The organism is Thalassovita sp. (genome assembly GCF_034670005.1).
GTDB lineage: Bacteria > Pseudomonadota > Alphaproteobacteria > Rhodobacterales > Rhodobacteraceae > Thalassobius.
On sequence record NZ_JAXMOH010000002.1, the window covers coordinates 123,070 to 140,267 of the forward strand.

A 17,198-nucleotide genomic window follows, 5' to 3' on the forward strand; every position below is an offset into this window, starting at 1 on the left:
CTTGCGCCGGAGCGTCAAGGGGGGCAAACCGCGCAACAGGATGATGATAAAGAAGCTTGAGGGGGCAGACCTTGGCCAAAGGAGCATTGGGCGGATTTTTAACCGGCACCGTGGTTGCGGTGATTGCAACCGCGACCATATCGGTCATCACGGGACCTGAAACACCCCGCCCCGACGCGGCGGCGGTCGAAGTGCCGGCAGGTTCGGAATTTGACGGTGCCCGCGACGATACCCAGGCCAGCCTGCCCGCAGCCGATCCGGTCGATCGGACACCAGAAACGCCGCGCGCTGCCGAACCAGAACCCGACGACCTGAACAGCCTGTCAGAAGACCAGATCACCCCGGGCAATCAGCCCGAACCGGTCGAAGCCGAAACCGGCATGATCGCACCCGACACGGAAACCGCCCCATTGGCGATCGGCACACCCGACAGCGGCAATCAAGCGCCCGCGATGACATCCCCTCCCACCGCGCCTGAAGCGCCCGCCGATGAAGACCTGTCGATTTCGACCACACCGGCACAGCCGGCCTTGCCTGACGACAGCGAAAGCTCGGACTTCATGGCAGATGACCCTGTTGCCGCACCGGCCCCGGTGATCAAGCAACCCGAAACGCCAGTGAAGCAAGACCGCGAACCGGCCCAGATCATCGCGCTCGACCCAGACACACCGGCAGAGCGGCCGACGCCATTGCCACGGGTTGGCCAGAATAAGCAAGAGACGCCGCGCATCGGCACCCCGGCGGGGCGGCTGACCGATCAGCCGTCCGAAGCTGACACTGAAAATGTCCCTGCGGACACTCCCGTAATTGCCGCGCCGCAATCGCCGCTCGATGCTTATGCTGCCCCCTTCGAGAACCCGGAAGACAAACCGCTGATGGCGATTTTGTTGCTCGATCAGGGCGACAGCAAGATCGGTCTGGATGCCTTGGCCAGCTTTCCATATCCGATCAGTTTCGCCGTGGATGCAACCAAACCCAATGCCAAAACCGCCATGAAACGCTACCGCGATGCCGGTTTCGAAGTTCTGGCTTTGTCGGACATACCGCTGGGCGCGACGGCGGCCGATACCGAAATGCTGCTGCGTGCCACCCTGCGCGAATTACCCCAAACTGTCGCCGTGATGGAGGGGGATCAGACCGGGTTGCAGGCTGACAAGGCAGTGTCCGATCAGGCCGCGGCATTGTTGGCGGAAACCGGTCATGGTCTGGTGCTGTTCTCCAAGGGCCTCAACACCGCGCAGAAGCTCGCCGCCAAGGCAGGCGTCCCTGCGGTGACCGTGTTCCGCGATTTCGACGGCCAGAATCAAAGTGCTGCAGTCATTCGCCGTTTCCTCGATCAGGCGGCGTTCAAGGCGCGGCAAACCGAAACCGGCGTAGTCATGGTCGGACGTTTGCGCGCTGAAACCATATCGGCGCTGTTGCTTTGGGGCTTACAGGATCGTGCCAGCCAAGTGGCACTGGCACCGGTTTCGGCGGTTCTGCAAGCAGAACGTCACTAGGCGTCGCGCCACTGACCAGGAGCCAGGCCGTCAAGGCTCCAATCGCCGACCCGAACCCGGATCAACCGCAAAGTTGGAAACCCCACCGCTGCCGTCATCCGTCTGACCTGCCGGTTCCGTCCTTCGCTGATCGTCAGGCTCAGCCAACTGTCAGGGACCGATTTTCGGTATCGGATCGGCGCATTGCGCGGCCAGATATCGGGGGCCTCCATCGCGGCGGCCGAGGCGGGCCGCGTCGGTCCGTCCTTCAATTCGACGCCGCGGCGAAGTTGCTCCAGCGCATCGTCGTTCACCGTACCCTCGACCTGCACCCAGTAGGTCTTTTCCATCTTGTTGCGGGGATTGGAAATCCGCGCCTGCAACCGTCCGTCATCGGTCAGCACCATCAATCCTTCGCTGTCCCGGTCCAGCCGTCCGGCAGGATAGACCTTGGGCGCGTCGATGAAATCCGACAGGGTTGCCCGCTTGGTTCCCGTCGTCCCTTTGTCGGTGAATTGCGACAGCACGTCGAAGGGCTTGTTGAACAGGATTACCCGCGTCATCGCAACTCCATTCCGATTTCATCTTGGTCGAAAGACCCTTGGGGAGTCGATGACAAACCTAGGGTCTTCAACGACGAGGTCAGCCCCCATGCCAGCGCATGCGGCCGAAGGTCCGCGACCATCAGGATCAGCCGTTGCCGTCCTTGGTAAACCGTGCCGCATCCGCCGCCGCCCGCCGGATCGCGTTCGACTTGTGCACGGTTTCCATATATTCCGCTTCCGGATCACTGTCATAGACAACGCCGCCGCCCGCCTGAATGTAAAGCTTTCGGTCTTTCACGATGGCCGTGCGCAGTGCGATACACATATCCATATCGCCGCCAGCGCTGAAATAGCCCAAACCGCCACCGTAAACTCCACGCTTTTCCGGCTCCAGCTCGTCGATAATCTCCATCGCCCGCACCTTTGGCGCGCCCGATACCGTGCCCGCAGGCATGCCCGCAAAAAAGGCGCTCAGCGCATCCTGATCGTCGGCCAGCTCGCCCACCACGTTCGAAACGATATGCATCACGTGGCTGTAGCGTTCGATAATGAATTTCTCGGTCGGATGAACACTGCCGATCTTGGCCACCCGGCCAACATCGTTGCGGCCCAGATCGAGCAACATCAGATGTTCTGCCAATTCCTTCTTGTCGGCCAGCAGGTCCTGTTCCAGCGCCTTGTCCTGTTCCGGTGTTTCACCGCGCGGACGGGTTCCGGCAATCGGGCGGATGGTGATCTGGCGATCAAAGACCCGCACCAGAATCTCGGGGCTGGCCCCTACCACCTGAAAACCACCGAAATTGAAATAGAACATGAAGGGCGACGGGTTGGTGCGCCGCAGCGACCGGTAGAGCGCGAAGGGCGGCAGCGGAAAATCCTGTGTCCAGCGCTGGCTTGGCACAACCTGAAAAATATCTCCTGCGCGGATATAGTCCTTAGCTTTTTCAACGGCCGCCATATAGGCGTCCTTGCTGAAATTCGATTGCGGCGGCGCGATTTCCTCGGCCTCTCCCAGGTCGCGGGCTTGCTGGGGCAGGGCGCGTTCCATGTCGCGCACCGCATCCATCACCCGTTCGGCGGCCTGAGCATAAGCGGCGCGCGCCGACTGCGCCGCGTCGGCCCACGCGGGGGAAACCACCGTGACCTCACCTTTGACCCCATCCAGAACCGCGACAACAGACGGGCGCAGCATGACCGCATCGGGCAGGCCCAGCGGGTCGGGATTCACATTTGGCAACCGTTCCACCAACCGGATCGTGTCATAGCCGAGATAGCCGAACAGACCCGATGACGCCGCCGGCAGATCCCGAGGCAGATCAATCCGGCTTTCGCCGATCAGGGCGCGCAGATTGTCCAACGGATTGCCGGATTGGTCTTCGAACGCATCCGCATCGAACCGCGCGGCGCGATTGATCCGGCTGGTGTCACCATGGCATTTCCAGATCACGTCGGGTTTCATACCGATGATCGAATAGCGACCACGCACCTCGCCGCCGGTTACCGATTCCAGCACAAAGGCGTCTTTCTGAGCGCCGGTCAGTTTCAGCATCAGCGAAACCGGCGTATCCAGATCGGCGGCCATTCTGGCATAGACCACCTGATTTTCACCCGCCTCGTAAGCTTGGGCGAAATCGTCGAAAGAGGGGATCAGTTCCACAGGTCCTGTCCTAACTTAGCGGAAATTGGCATGAACCGCGTTCAGCGCGGCCTGATCCAGCTGGATCCCGGCCTGCGACTGGATCGAACGGGCATAGGCGGCATAGATGTCCTGTGACATGCCGGAATTGGCCCGTTGCAACAGCGCTGCGCGGAAGCTTTCGACCTCGGCATTTGCCGTATCGGGTCCCAGAACATCATCCAGCCGGACAATGGCAACGCTGTCGGAGGTGGTGATCACAGTGACATCGCCGGGCTTCATTTCAAACACGGTCTTGAGGAAGGTTTCATCGGTGTCGGGGATGAACTGGTCGCGGGTGATATCGGTTTCCACCTGAGCGGTCAGGCCCAAAGCAGCCATGTCGCCGCTGACGGCCAGTTGTGCCACCAGTTCCTGTGCCTGAGCTGCAAGTGCCTTGCTGGTGGCCTGAGCCTTCCAACCATCAATAACCGCGCCGCGAACTGCATCCAGATCCTGAAGTTCCGCAGGAATTTCCTGTTCCAGCCGCAAGGCAACGATACCGCCATCCTCCAGATGGATCACAGCGGGATAATCATCCGCCTGAACCGCTGCTGCAGCATCCTGAAAGGCGGAATAGGCCGCGATCGGATCGGGTGCATCGGCATACCAGTCGATGCTGTTCAGCGTCATGCCGGCTTCGCCTTGCAACTCTTCCAAGGTGGCACCACCGGCCAGAAGATCATCAACGGTTTCGGCCACGGTTTCAATCTTGCGCCGGGCCGCGTCCGAGGCAAGTTCGCCCTGCAGTTCGGCCCGCGCCTCGTCCAGGGACACGCTGTGCCCCGGCAATACGCCGTTGATCCGGAACAGTGCCGGACCGAGCGAGGTTTCAAACGGCCCGACCACATCATTCACGTCCGCATTGAAGACAGCACCCCCCGCTGCCCCCAATTCGTCCTGAGCGACATCGCCCATGTCGACATCCTGCAATTCCAGACCGCGTTCGGAGACCAGGGTTTCGAAATCAGTCTCATCGCGTTCGTAAGCGACCTTGGCAGTTTCTGCGCTGTCCTGATCGGGAAACACCAACCGCTCGACCAAGCGACGTTCCGGTGTATTGAAGTCTTCGCCACGGCTGTCATACAGCGCCCTGATCCGGTCTTCTTCGACCGGAATATCGGCGACGAGATCATCTGGAGACAGCCAGACATAGGCGATCCGCTTCAATTCAGGTGTGGTGAAATCGGCTGCATTTTCCTGATGATAGGCGATCAGCTCCTGTTCGCTCGGTTCGGGTAGTTCAGTCGCGAGGTCACTGGCATTCAAGCGGGCCCACGTGAAATTCCGCCGTTCAGCGGCATAATCGACCAGAGACTTGGCATAGATCTGCGGCATGGACACGCCCGATACCACCGCGCTTTGCAGCATTCCCCGAACACTATCGGCGCGAAGCTGTTCTTCGAATTTGGTTTCGGTCATCCCGATCCGGTCCAGCTGAAACTTATAAGCCTCCCGATCAAAGCCGTTCGGGCCCTGAAAAACATCTAGCTCGACAATCTGACGGCTGAGGTTTTCGTCACCGATCGAAAGCCCGATCTTTTTGGCTTCATTGTCCAACGCAGCCTGACCAATCAGCCGACCCAGCACATTGCCGTCAATACCAAAAGCTTCGACCTGATCGAAGGTCAACGACTCGCCTGTCTGAGCTTCGACTGCGCGGATGTCTTCCTGCAAGGCACGGGCATAATCATCAACCGAGATATCGATATCGCCAACCGATCCGACATTACGGATATTGCCCGACAGGTTACTGACGCCGAAGCCGCCAAGCCCCAGTATCAGAAGCCCCATAAGGCCCCACATGAATGTTTTCGAGGTCACGCCACTCGCCATATTCGTCCTGCCTTGGGTCTCAATTTTCGCTCGCTCGTGTTTAGGCCGAGACCCGGTTGGGCACAAGGGCCGAGCGCAGCCCGCCCAGCCTCTCGAACAACTGCCCGATCCCGGCCCGGTCGATATTGGCAAACGCAATACGCAACTGGCGCAGTCCTGCGGGATCGTCTGCGGGCATGAACATGGTGCCCGGCAGGGCAAGCACACCGATAGCTTCTACCATTTCCTGCGCCAGCTGATCCGATCCTCGCTTGAAGGGGTGTTCGACATAAGCGAAATAGGCCCCCGCGCCCAAAAGTTTCCAACCCTGATCAGACAGTGCGGGAAACCCGTCTTCAATCGCCGCCCGCCGGTCGAGTATTTCGGCGCGTTCCCCGGCCAGCCACTGACCCAGGTTGCGCATTCCCCAAAGGGCTGCCTGCTGGCCCAGCTGATTGGGGCAGATCGTGACGGTGTCGAGGAATTTTTCCACTTCGGTCAACCGCGCTGGCGAGGCGACCATCGCTCCGACCCGATGACCGGTCAACCGGTACGCCTTGGAAAAGGAGTAAAGCTGAATCAAGGTATCATCCCAATCGGGATCGGTAAAAAGATCATGCGCCGGGCCGCTTTCACTGTGAAAATCGCGATAGGTTTCGTCAACGATCAACGCGATACCTGCCTTGCGTGCGACATCGCGGAAAGCAGCGATCAGATCCGCGGGATATTCAACCCCGCCGGGATTGTTCGGCGTCACCAGAACGATGGCCCGCGTCCGGTCGGTAATCATCGCCTGGGCGAGATCGGGATCAGGCAGCAATCCGGCCCCGGTCGGTAAAGCCACCGCCCGCACCCCGGTCATGTCGAGCCACATTTTATGATTGAAATACCAAGGGGTTGGCAGGATCACTTCGTCGCCTTCGCCGGTCAATGTCATCAGCGCGGCACAAAAGGCCTGATTACAGCCCGAGGTGATACAGACGTTTTCCGCGCCGATATCGCCACCATAGGCGGCGCCGAATTGACCGGCCACTTCCTGACGCAGTTCGGGCAGGCCCAGAACAGGGCCGTAAAGATGCGCCTGCGGCAGGTTCATAGCCGCGTCGGCGATTGCCTGTCGCAACGGTTCGGGGGGCAGGTCGACCGGAGCGGCTTGACTGACGTTGATCAAGGGACGGTCCGGTGGGAAGGTAACGCCTTCGATCCAGCGCCGGGCTTCCATCACCGGCGGCGAGAATGTCTGTTTTGTGCGGATCATCGGCGCGTCCTCGTTATTCGTCGTGCCGAGGATAATCGAGGCGGCACTGGGCACAAGCCCAAGTTTGGCGCGAATGTGTATCGGATCAGTGAGTAAGAAGCCTTTTAAGTCCCGGCTTGATCCGCTGATAGGCGAAAACAAAGATGGTCGCGCTAGAAAATGCGATTACCGTCATCAGCCAACGACCGGCCTCGAATGGTATCAACTTGTAACAAAGCAAGATTATCAGCTGATGCGAGAGGTAAATCCCGAAGGTTGTTGCCCCTAGGGTTTCTGCCCAGGTCCCCGGCAGATCAATATGATCGGCAAGCCAAAGAACCACAGCCGAAAGTGCCAGATAACCAGCGATAAGATAGCCTTTCAAAGCCATCGCCAGCGCCACCAGCATTGCGAGCAGGGCCAATGGCAACACTGCAGGAAAATCCGCTGCCAACAGGCCGTAAGAGGTCGGCGGCAGCGCCAGCGCCCATTGCGAATAAGGTTCCGGCAGCGAGGCTCGCATCTCCAGGAAAACAGCACCCAGCCCGAGCAGGGAAAAGACGCCCATAACGGCTGCGAAGCCAATCGCATTACGCGGTGCGCGCACCGCCAGATAGATAATCGGAGTGATAAGTACCATGTAAACCAGAAACCAAAGATGGATCGTGGAGCCGATCAGCAAAGAGTTGGGGTCGGTAAAGGTCAACGCCGAAGGACCGAATTGATAAACTTTGACCGCCTCGTAGATCACGCACCAGATCAACCAGGGAATCAGGATGCGGGAAACCCGAGTCCGAAACACTTCGGAAAAAGGTTTCGTCGCCAGCGATCCGCCCGACAGCCGGACGCTGAGAATTATGAAGATCGACAGCGCCGTGAAACCGAAGAACCGGGGTTGGTCGACATGCGAAGCAACAACAAAGAACATACAAATAAAACGCAGAAACTCATAAGATTGCCTGCGTTTTTTCCGCACTGGCACTGCGGGCCTGCGGGACGGATCACCGGAAAACTCTTTTATTCCGCCATCCCGTTCTGACATCAGTCAGTGCCGCGGTATGGTTCGACATATTGCAGCGCCATGTCCCAGGGAAAGAAAATCCAGGTGTCCTGACTGACCTCGGTGATATAGCTATCAACCTGTGCCCGGCCTTTGGGCTTGGCATAGACGGTGGCAAAATGGGCTTTGGGGTACATTGCGCGTACCAGTTCAAGCGTTTTACCACTGTCGACCAGATCGTCGATGATCAGTATGCCGGTGCCGTCGCCCATCAGGTCTGGATCGGGGCGGCTCAGCACCTGCGCAGCGCCTTGGTTCTGATGGTCGTAGGATTTTACGCTGATCGTATCGACGGTGCGAATATCCAGTTCCCGCGCGATGATCATCGCCGGGGCCATGCCGCCGCGGGTGATCGCCACGATGGCGCGCCAACCGCCATCCTCTGGGCCTTGCCCATCCAGACGCCAGGCCAGCGCCCGGCTGTCCCGATGAATCTGGTCCCAACTGATATGAAAGCCCTTTTCGTGGGGCAGGCGGTTGGTCTCGGTCATTTGGCATCCTTCCGGCCGGTAACCACATCGATATCCGGCGCATCCACCGCCTTCATCCCGACCACGTGATACCCTGCGTCGACATGCAGGTTTTCCCCGGTCACACCCGATCCCAGATCGGACAGCAGGTAAAGCGCCGATTTGCCGACATCGTCGATGGTCACATTGCGGCGGAGCGGCGAATTCAATTCGTTCCATTTTAGGATATAACGGAAATCGCCGATCCCACTGGCGGCAAGCGTCTTGATAGGACCGGCGGAAATCGCGTTGACGCGGATGCCATCCTTGCCCAGATCCTCGGCCAGGTACATGACCGATGCTTCCAGCGCCGCTTTGGCCACGCCCATCACGTTGTAATGCGGCATCACCTGTTCGGCACCGTAATAGGTAAGTGTCAGGGCGCTGGCGCCTTCGTTCATGATCTTTTCGGCCCGCTGCATCACCGCAGTGAAGGAATAGACCGAGATATCCATCGTCATCAGGAAATTGTCGCGGCTGGTTTCGACATAGCGGCCACGCAATTCGTTCTTGTCGGAAAATCCGATGGCATGGACCAGAAAGTCGATCTTACCCCATTTGGCTTCGATTTCGGCAAAGGCCGCGTCGATCGAGGCCGGATCGGAGACGTCGCAATCGATCAGCGTGTCGACACCCAGCTGATCGGCCAAAGGCGCCACCCGCTTGCGAAAAGCGTCGCCCATATAAGTAAAGGCCATTTCAGCGCCAGCATCGGCACAGGCTTTGGCGATCCCCCAGGCGATCGACTTGTCATTAGCAAGCCCCATGATCAACCCGCGTTTCCCCGCCATCAATTGGTTTGACATTCCGTATTCTCCGCCCAAATGTTTGCGTGGATTTCCTTTAGGGGATCGTCCGTCATCCATCAAGTGTCGCTTATCTCAGGCGAAGGCCATAGACACGGTCGCGGACCCCTTGTCAGGCAGAAAGGCAGAACATGAGCGACAGAACAGGTATTTTTACCGGCGACGATCCATTCATCATCGCGCGACGCTGGCTGGAAGAAGCGGAACAGGCCGAAATCAACGATCCCAACGCGATCGCATTATCCACAGTCGACAAAGACGGATTGCCGAATGTTCGCATGGTTCTGCTCAAGGAAATCGAAGACGCGGCCTTTGTTTTCTACACCAATTACGAAAGCAAGAAAGGACAAGAGCTTGATCAGGCGGGAAAAGCCGCGTTTGTGATGCATTGGAAATCTTTGCGGCGTCAAATCCGTGTTCGTGGTATAGTGAATCATGTAGAAGGGCCGCAGGCAGACGCCTATTACAAGTCGCGCTCGCTTAAAAGCAGGTTAGGCGCATGGGCGTCGAAACAGTCTCGTCCGTTGAGTTCTCGTAGCGCTTTGATGGCGGAAGTGGCTAAAGTGACGGCGTTGCATGGGCCAAATCCTGCCCGACCATCCTTTTGGGGAGGTTACAGAATCGATCCAGTTGAGATTGAGTTCTGGGCAGACGGAGCGTTTCGGCTTCATGACAGGTTTGTCTGGCGGCGCGAAATTGGTGAGAAAAACTGGGCAGTAACTCGCCTAAACCCATGATTTTCACGTGACGCGAAATGCAAACAGTTGAAAAAATTTCAATTTTTGCCTTGCAAGCGTTAAGTGCTTATCACATGAAATAGGTGGGGATGACGATCATGTGGGTATCAAAGTTGTGAATACTGATGTTAGCGGCACCCGCAGGGTATGCGGTCAAGTTAAATGGTTCGATCCCGTAAAAGGGTTCGGTTTTGTTGTAGCTGATGAAGGTGGGCCAGATATCCTGCTGCACGCCAATGTTCTGCGCAATTTTGGTCAGAGCTCGGTGGCAGACGGTGCAATACTAGAGATCGTGGTTCAGGAAACGGATCGCGGAATACAAGCGACCGAGGTGTTCAAAATCGAACCGCCATCGGGAACAGGTGCGGCTGCGCTTGCGGATTTCGAGGATATCGATCCTGAAGTGATCCGCACCGCTCCATTGGAACCTGCACGCGTGAAGTGGTTCGACAAAGGCAAAGGATTTGGCTTTGCCAATATTTTCGGACGCAATGAAGACGTATTCGTCCATGTCGAGGTCCTGCGCCGATCAGGTTTGGCCGATCTGCAACCGGGCGAAGCCGTCGGGCTGCGGGTGATCGATGGCAAACGCGGCAGGATGGCGACCGAAGTGTCGGCATGGGAAGCCGCTTTGAAACTGGATCAATTATAAAAAATGAAGCGGTTGGTGCTTCTTGCGCTGGCCGTTTTTTGGCCAATGACCGCAGCAGCGCAAAGCTGCCGCGAGGATTCGGTCTATCTCCGGGGCGATTGGGGTCAGGCCCGGTTTTCTGTCGAATTGGCCGATAGCGGCGACGAACGGGCGCGTGGATTAATGTTTCGCGAATCCCTGCCGCGATCAAGCGGTATGCTGTTCATCTATCCAACCCCGAGGACCGTTTCGTTCTGGATGCAGAATACGCTGATCCCACTGGATATGATTTTCGTCGACACCAGTGGCACCGTGCGTAAGGTGCATCGTAGCGCAATCCCCGGAGATACCACTGGGATCAGCAGTGACAGCCAGATTGCGGCGGTACTGGAAATTAACGGTGGTTTGTCAGAAGCAATGGGCATTTCGCCGGGCACGGTATTGCATCATCCTGCCTTCGATCCGGACCAAGCCGCCTGGCCCTGTAAAGACAAAACCTCCGATTAGGACTTTTCAATCCCGTCGGACCGCGCTAGAGACAGCCTCGGTTCGGGGCGTGGCGCAGTCTGGTAGCGCACCTGTTTTGGGTACAGGGGGTCGGAAGTTCGAATCTTCTCGCCCCGACCAATTTCAATATATCTGTCTATGATGAGGCTCTCCCTTGGGAGAGCCGATCCGGACGAACGGCTTTATCCCGTCGGATGAATCGTGATGCGCCGGTTTGAGCGGGCACGTCTGAATGCCCCGGATCTGTACCCTTGATAAGGCGCTGAAAATTTCAGCGCACCGGCCTGGGGAGCAAGGCACTTCGCAAAACTATCCTTAGAATCACCCGCCTCAAATAAATGCGGCAAGCAATGGCAGGCGAAAGATTCATATATGTTGTGTTAGGGATTTCTGCCGAGCCAGATTTTGTGGGTTCTCAGCAGGTCGTCACAAATATTCCAAATTTTCTTTGTATCATAAGCGGTTCTTGACCACCCTTAGCACGATGGCAGAATGATGCCGCATTGCAGAACCGTTTCAGGGAATCGGAACCGACAAAAACCCAAGGCTCAGAAGCCTCCGGGTCAACCGGCAAAATTTGAGAATTTGGGAAATAAAGCCGTTGACCTGATAGGGTGCGATACGTCAGATTGTGGAGGTCGGCCAAAGCTGCACAACATGTAGTGGCGTCGGGCGGTGGGGACAATATCTTATCAGTGAGCTATAGCTCTGAATTCGGCGTGAAACAGTGCGTTTTCGCGGCTGTTGAAGATGTTCTTTTCCGGTCCGATACAGGCGGCAAAGGGTGCAATGACATCCCAATGCGGGAAGCTGAATACGGGGCAGCGAAATGAAAATCGAAAGAAAATTCACCAAGGCCGGGCAGGATGCCTATGACGATCTCGACTTCGTCACGACATCATCGGAGATTCGTAATCCCAACGGGACGATCGTATTCAAGTTGGACAATGTCGAAATCCCATCCAGCTGGAGTCAGGTGGCGTCCGACGTCATTGCACAGAAATATTTCCGCAAGGCTGGTGTTCCATCGCAACTGAAAAAGGTCAAGGAAACAGGCGTTCCGGAATTTCTTTGGCGTTCTGTTCCGGCCTCCAAGGATGTCGAATTCAACGGTGAAACCAGTTCCAAGCAGGTGTTTGACCGTCTTGCCGGGGCCTGGGCCTATTGGGGTTGGAAGGGGGGCTATTTTTCCTCCGAAGAAGATGCGCGCGCCTATTACGATGAAATGCGCTTCATGCTGGCGACCCAGCGGGCGGCCCCAAACAGCCCGCAATGGTTCAACACCGGTTTGCATTGGGCTTACGGTATCGACGGGCCGGGGCAGGGGCACCATTATGTCGATTACAAATCCGGCAAGCTGGTCAAATCGAAATCCGCCTACGAACATCCGCAACCGCATGCCTGTTTCATCCAGTCTGTTTCTGATGATCTGGTAAACGAAGGCGGCATCATGGATCTGTGGGTCCGCGAAGCGCGACTGTTCAAATATGGTTCGGGCACCGGCACCAACTTTTCCTCGCTGCGCGCGGCAGACGAACCGCTTTCCGGTGGCGGCAAGTCGTCGGGCCTGATGGGGTTCCTTAAAATCGGCGACCGCGCCGCCGGTGCGATCAAATCGGGTGGGACAACCCGTCGGGCCGCAAAAATGGTGATCTGTGATGTCGACCATCCCGATATCGAAGAATTCATCAACTGGAAGGTCAAAGAAGAACAAAAAGTCGCCAGCATCGTCGCCGGGTCGAAGATGCACGAGGAAAAGCTGAACGCGATCTTCGGGGCGATACGCGCATGGGATGGCAGCGGCGAAGATGCGGTCGATCCGAAAAAGAACCCTGCGCTGAAAGATGCCATTCGCGGCGCAAAGAAGGTTTCGATCCCGGAAACCTATGTAAAACGGGTGCTGGATTACGCGCGTCAGGGGTATGACAGCATCGAATTCCCCACCTATGACACCGATTGGGACAGCGAAGCTTATGCGTCTGTTTCCGGGCAGAATTCGAACAATTCGGTACGCGTTACCGATGCCTTCCTGAAGGCGGTCGAAAACGACGCCGATTGGGAATTGCTGCGCCGGACCGATGGCAAAGTCGCCAAAACCATCAAGGCACGTGATTTGTGGGAAGATATCGGTCATGCGGCCTGGGCCTGCGCCGATCCGGGAATTCAGTTCCACGACACCGTGAACGCCTGGCATACCTGTCCCGAAGACGGCGCGATCCGCGGTTCCAATCCGTGCTCTGAATATATGTTTCTGGACGATACGGCCTGTAACCTGGCTTCGATGAACCTGCTGACCTTCTTCAAGGATGGCGAATTCCAAGCCGAGGACTATGTCCACGCCACCCGTTTGTGGACCATTACGCTGGAAATCAGTGTGATGATGGCCCAGTTCCCATCCAGGGAAATCGCGCAGCTTTCCTATGATTTTCGCACCCTGGGTTTGGGCTATGCCAATATCGGGGGTCTGCTGATGAATATGGGGCTGGGATATGACAGCGACGAAGGCCGAGCCATGGGGGCCGCGCTGACTGCGATCATGACCGGTGTCGCATATGCGACCAGCGCAGAAATGGCATCCGAGCTTGGCACTTTTGCGGGCTATAAGCGGAATGAACAGCATATGCTGCGGGTGATCCGTAATCACCGTACGGCTGCCTATGGCGCATCCGAAGGCTATCATTCGCTGGAAGTGAAACCGGTACCGCTTGACCTGTCGAATGTGCCCGATCAGCGATTGGCGCAAATGGCGATGAGGTCCTGGGACGAAGCATTGGAGCTGGGTGAAAAGCATGGCTATCGCAATGCGCAGGTGTCTGTGATTGCGCCAACCGGCACGATCGGTCTGGTGATGGATTGTGACACCACCGGGATTGAACCGGATTTCGCATTGGTGAAATTCAAGAAACTGGCAGGCGGCGGATATTTCAAGATCATCAACCGCTCGGTTCCTGCGGCATTGGAAAAGCTGGGCTATTCCAGCGCACAGATCGAAGAAATCATCGGCTATGCGGTCGGTCATGGCACCATGGGCAACGCCCCTGGTATCAACCACACCTCTTTGATTGGTCACGGGTTCACCAGTAACGAAATCGAAAAGATCGAGGCGGCGCTGGGATCAGCTTTTGATATCCGCTTTGTGTTTAACCAGTGGACGCTGGGCGAAGAATTCTGCCGCAATGCCTTGGGCATCCCGGCGGAAAAACTGAACGATCCCGGTTTTGACATTTTGACCCATCTGGGATTCAGCAAGAAAGACATCGAGCAGGCCAACGACCATGTCTGCGGCACCATGACCCTCGAAGGGGCGCCGCATCTGAAAGAAGAGCACTATCACATCTTCGACTGTGCCAATGCCTGTGGCAAAAAGGGCAAGCGCTATCTGTCGGTCAACAGCCACATCACCATGATGGCAGCGGCGCAAAGCTTCATCTCGGGCGCGATTTCCAAAACAATCAACATGCCCAATGACGCCACCATCGAAGACTGCAAGGCGGCCTATGAGCTGAGCTGGTCGCTGGGGATCAAGGCCAACGCACTGTACCGCGACGGATCGAAGCTGAGCCAGCCATTGGCTTCGGCGCTGATCGAAGACGATGAAGAGGCCGCAGAAGTTCTCGAAACCGGTACTCCGCAAGAAAAAGCAAAGGTTCTTGCCGAAAAGATCGTCGAAAAGGTCGTGATCAAGGAAATCGTTCGCAGCCACCGTGAAAAGATGCCGGAACGGCGCAAGGGTTATACCCAGAAAGCGGTTGTCGGCGGCCACAAGGTGTATCTGCGGACCGGCGAATATGAAGATGGTCAGCTTGGTGAAATCTTCATCGACATGCATAAGGAAGGCGCTGGTTTCCGGGCGATGATGAACAATTTCGCCATCGCCGTGTCGGTTGGTCTGCAATATGGTGTGCCGCTGGAAGAATTCGTCGATGCCTTCACCTTTACCAAATTCGAACCGGCCGGGATGGTGCAGGGCAACGATTCGATCAAGAACGCGACTTCTATCCTCGACTATATCTTCCGCGAACTGGCGGTCAGCTATCTGGACCGGACCGATCTGGCCCATGTCAAACCGCAAGGGGCCAGCTTTGACGACGTCGGCCGCGGAGTCGAAGAGGGCGTATCCAATCTCGAGGAACTGTCCGAAACGGCAGCCTCGCGCAGTCTGGAAGTTCTGAAGCAAATCAGCTCGACCGGCTATCTGCGTAAACGTTTGCCACAAGAGCTGATTGTTTTGCAGGGCGGTCAGACCGCCGGGGCGACCGCGCTGGCGGGATCGGATCCGGAGATGGCCTTGCAGACGCTGGTGCCGGAAACGGTGGGCGGGGCCGATACCTTGACGACGACCACCGCCATGGCATCGGGGTCGGTCAGCATGACCGCCCGCACCAAGGCCAAGATGCAGGGCTACGAAGGCGATCCCTGCGGCGATTGCGGCAATTACACATTGGTGCGCAACGGCACCTGCATGAAATGTAACACCTGCGGCGCGACCTCGGGGTGTAGTTGAACAAGTTTCGGGGCGGGTGCGCTCGCCCCTGAACATGGATTGGGACACAGGCAAAAAAACGGGCGGTACTCAATACAACCTGATCCATGAAACTGGGCCCCCGCAAGGGGGCCTTTTTCTTTTCTGTCTACGACCTTTTACCCCCACCATACCCAAAGCATTCAAGGCGAAACTTCTAAAATTCTCGCATCGGGAACCGTTGCTGTTGGTACAAGATTGCTCAGTGACTTAGTGAGGTTCCTAAATGGACGCGAGCCAGATCAACGCCCAAGGCGCAACTCCGGTTGCAATGGACGGGAATGACGTCGATGACCGGTTTAAGGCCATCACCGAAATTGCCACCCGGATCGGCAGCCTTAGTATTTCGATTGCCGAAGTCTCGGGCGAGATCACAGATACGTCGAACCGCGTTGACCGGCAGGCCGAAGTATTTCAGGAAATCGCGGCGCAAACCGAACAGATGTCATCGCAAAGCCGGGCAGTTCTGGCCTCGGCCAATACCGCAGTAGAGATTTCAGGCAATGCCGAAGAACGCGTTATTGCCACCAGCGACAAGCTTAGCGCAATGGTGACCGAAGTCACCGGACTGATCGATAATGTGTCGCGCATCTTCGCTCAACTCTCGTCGCTGGAAACCGCGCTGCAACGGGTTGCGCAGGTTTCGGGAGAGGTCGATAATATTTCGCGCAAAACCAATCTTTTGTCGCTCAACGCATCAATTGAAGCGGCCCGCGCCGGTCGGCACGGTCGTGGCTTCATGGTGGTGGCGCAAGAGGTCAAGGACCTCTCGACCCTGACCGGAGAAGCCACCGGCGAAATCCAGGAAACGATTTCCACTCTGTCGAGCGAATTGCGTGAAGTGATGAAGATCGCGGATGGCGCAGTCAAATCGGCCGGCGATATCCGCCAGCAAACCGACGGCATCGGTGGTGAAATCGATGCCCTGCCAGCGACGTTGAGCGAAGTCAGCAGTGCCCAACGGGATATTCTGGCCGCGACCGGCGACATCAGCCAGGCCGTCGGCGATGTACGCAATGCAGTAACGGAGTTGTCGGGTGAAGTGACGGACTCTTCGGAAAGCCTGAAAACTGCCATTTCGACGATGGCCCATATCACCGAGAATTCCGAAGCACTGACCGGTATGGCCTCACGGCTGGGCGTCGATACCATCGATACGCCCTATATCAACGCGATTAAGGGTCTGGCAAAACAGATTTCCGATTGTTTTGGACAGGCGGTAAAGTCGGGTCGTATCCAGATGTCGGACCTGATGGACCGCAGCTATACGCCGATCCCGGGCACCAACCCGGAACAGGTTATGGCGCGGTTCACCAATTTCACCGACTCGGTATTGCCAGCCTTTCAGGAACCGATGCTGGAATTTTCCGAAAATGTCGTGTTCTGCGCGGCAGTGAACAAGGACGGCTATCTGCCGACCCATAACAAGAAATTCTCGATGCCGCAGATGAAGGACCAGCTGGACTGGAACACTGCCTATTGCCGCAATCGCCGGATCTTTAATGACCGGGTCGGCCTGGCCGCTGGACAAAGCACCCGTCCGTTCCTGCTTCAGGCCTATCGCCGCGACATGGGAAATGGGGAATTCGTGATGATGAAGGACCTTTCAGCACCGATCTTTGTCGACGGGGTCCATTGGGGCGGTGTGCGCTTCGCCTACAAAGTCTGAATCGATC

General features: G+C 57.1%; 13 protein-coding genes and 1 tRNA gene. 7 read left to right on the forward strand and 7 right to left on the reverse strand.

All coding sequences use genetic code 11. From position 1 onward, the window contains the following. Window positions 1–71: 71 nt before the first annotated feature. Window positions 72–1,499, forward strand: a complete 1,428-nt coding sequence (locus tag VOI23_RS04525; RefSeq protein ID WP_323782198.1) for a divergent polysaccharide deacetylase family protein — start codon at window positions 72–74, stop codon at window positions 1,497–1,499. On the opposite strand, the gene VOI23_RS04530 is transcribed toward VOI23_RS04525, so the two are convergent. The 7 genes from VOI23_RS04530 to fabI form a co-directional block, all read right to left on the reverse strand. Then, the gene (locus VOI23_RS04530) at window positions 1,496–2,041 is read right to left on the reverse strand and encodes a pseudouridine synthase (RefSeq protein ID WP_323782201.1); all 546 of its coding nucleotides are present in this window, start codon (window positions 2,039–2,041) and stop codon (window positions 1,496–1,498) included. The two genes, VOI23_RS04525 and VOI23_RS04530, sit on opposite strands and share 4 nt — an antisense overlap. A gap of 127 nt (window positions 2,042–2,168) precedes the next feature. Continuing rightward, on the reverse strand, window positions 2,169–3,680 hold the full coding sequence (gene trpE / locus VOI23_RS04535; protein WP_323782204.1) for an anthranilate synthase component I: 1,512 nt from the start codon (window positions 3,678–3,680) through the stop codon (window positions 2,169–2,171). Between the two features lie 15 nt (window positions 3,681–3,695). Then, window positions 3,696–5,522 carry a peptidyl-prolyl cis-trans isomerase gene (locus VOI23_RS04540; protein ID WP_323782205.1) on the reverse strand — a complete coding sequence of 609 codons (1,827 nt, stop codon included), beginning with the start codon at window positions 5,520–5,522 and terminating at the stop codon, window positions 3,696–3,698. A gap of 52 nt (window positions 5,523–5,574) precedes the next feature. After that, complete coding sequence (locus VOI23_RS04545) at window positions 5,575–6,771, reverse strand: aminotransferase (protein WP_323782207.1); 1,197 nt, start codon at window positions 6,769–6,771, stop codon at window positions 5,575–5,577. A gap of 85 nt (window positions 6,772–6,856) precedes the next feature. Then, the gene (locus VOI23_RS04550) at window positions 6,857–7,792 is read right to left on the reverse strand and encodes an acyltransferase (protein WP_323782210.1); all 936 of its coding nucleotides are present in this window, start codon (window positions 7,790–7,792) and stop codon (window positions 6,857–6,859) included. Then, window positions 7,792–8,301, reverse strand: a complete 510-nt coding sequence (gene gpt / locus VOI23_RS04555) for a xanthine phosphoribosyltransferase (RefSeq protein WP_323782213.1) — start codon at window positions 8,299–8,301, stop codon at window positions 7,792–7,794. Before gpt ends, VOI23_RS04550 begins: the two co-directional genes overlap by 1 nt. After that, window positions 8,298–9,125 (reverse strand): enoyl-ACP reductase FabI, encoded by an 828-nt coding sequence (fabI, locus tag VOI23_RS04560; protein ID WP_323782215.1) that lies wholly within the window; start codon window positions 9,123–9,125, stop codon window positions 8,298–8,300. The genes gpt and fabI overlap by 4 nt, the downstream gene beginning before the upstream one ends. Before the next feature lie 131 nt (window positions 9,126–9,256). Between fabI and pdxH the strand changes: the two genes are divergently transcribed. The 6 genes from pdxH (at window position 9,257) to VOI23_RS04590 (ending at window position 17,191) form a co-directional block, all read left to right on the forward strand. Beyond that, complete coding sequence (gene pdxH, locus VOI23_RS04565) at window positions 9,257–9,862, forward strand: pyridoxamine 5'-phosphate oxidase (RefSeq protein ID WP_323782217.1); 606 nt, start codon at window positions 9,257–9,259, stop codon at window positions 9,860–9,862. A gap of 106 nt (window positions 9,863–9,968) precedes the next feature. After that, window positions 9,969–10,514 (forward strand): cold shock domain-containing protein, encoded by a 546-nt coding sequence (locus VOI23_RS04570; protein ID WP_323783683.1) that lies wholly within the window; start codon window positions 9,969–9,971, stop codon window positions 10,512–10,514. A 3-nt stretch (window positions 10,515–10,517) separates the two neighbouring features. Beyond that, window positions 10,518–11,000 carry a DUF192 domain-containing protein gene (locus tag VOI23_RS04575; RefSeq protein WP_323782220.1) on the forward strand — a complete coding sequence of 161 codons (483 nt, stop codon included), beginning with the start codon at window positions 10,518–10,520 and terminating at the stop codon, window positions 10,998–11,000. Between the two features lie 43 nt (window positions 11,001–11,043). Next, window positions 11,044–11,120: transfer RNA gene (locus tag VOI23_RS04580), tRNA-Pro, on the forward strand. A 709-nt stretch (window positions 11,121–11,829) separates the two neighbouring features. Further along, entirely contained in the window at window positions 11,830–15,504 is a 3,675-nt protein-coding gene (locus VOI23_RS04585) for a vitamin B12-dependent ribonucleotide reductase (protein WP_323782223.1), read from the forward strand. A gap of 244 nt (window positions 15,505–15,748) precedes the next feature. Further along, window positions 15,749–17,191 (forward strand): methyl-accepting chemotaxis protein, encoded by a 1,443-nt coding sequence (locus tag VOI23_RS04590; RefSeq protein ID WP_323782226.1) that lies wholly within the window; start codon window positions 15,749–15,751, stop codon window positions 17,189–17,191. Window positions 17,192–17,198: the final 7 nt, after the last annotated feature.

Bases quoted from the DNA above. Each gene is read 5' to 3' on its own strand.
- VOI23_RS04530 (WP_323782201.1), bottom strand. From the start codon at position 2,041: ATGACGCGGGTAATCCTGTTCAACAAGCCCTTCGACGTGCTGTCGCAA.
- VOI23_RS04545 (WP_323782207.1), bottom strand. From the start codon at position 6,771: ATGATCCGCACAAAACAGACATTCTCGCCGCCGGTGATGGAAGCCCGG.
- VOI23_RS04550 (WP_323782210.1), bottom strand. From the start codon at position 7,792: ATGTCAGAACGGGATGGCGGAATAAAAGAGTTTTCCGGTGATCCGTCC.
- gpt (WP_323782213.1), bottom strand. From the start codon at position 8,301: ATGACCGAGACCAACCGCCTGCCCCACGAAAAGGGCTTTCATATCAGT.
- fabI (WP_323782215.1), bottom strand. From the start codon at position 9,125: ATGTCAAACCAATTGATGGCGGGGAAACGCGGGTTGATCATGGGGCTT.
- pdxH (WP_323782217.1), top strand. From the start codon at position 9,257: ATGAGCGACAGAACAGGTATTTTTACCGGCGACGATCCATTCATCATC.
- VOI23_RS04575 (WP_323782220.1), top strand. From the start codon at position 10,518: ATGAAGCGGTTGGTGCTTCTTGCGCTGGCCGTTTTTTGGCCAATGACC.
- VOI23_RS04585 (WP_323782223.1), top strand. From the start codon at position 11,830: ATGAAAATCGAAAGAAAATTCACCAAGGCCGGGCAGGATGCCTATGAC.
- VOI23_RS04590 (WP_323782226.1), top strand. From the start codon at position 15,749: ATGGACGCGAGCCAGATCAACGCCCAAGGCGCAACTCCGGTTGCAATG.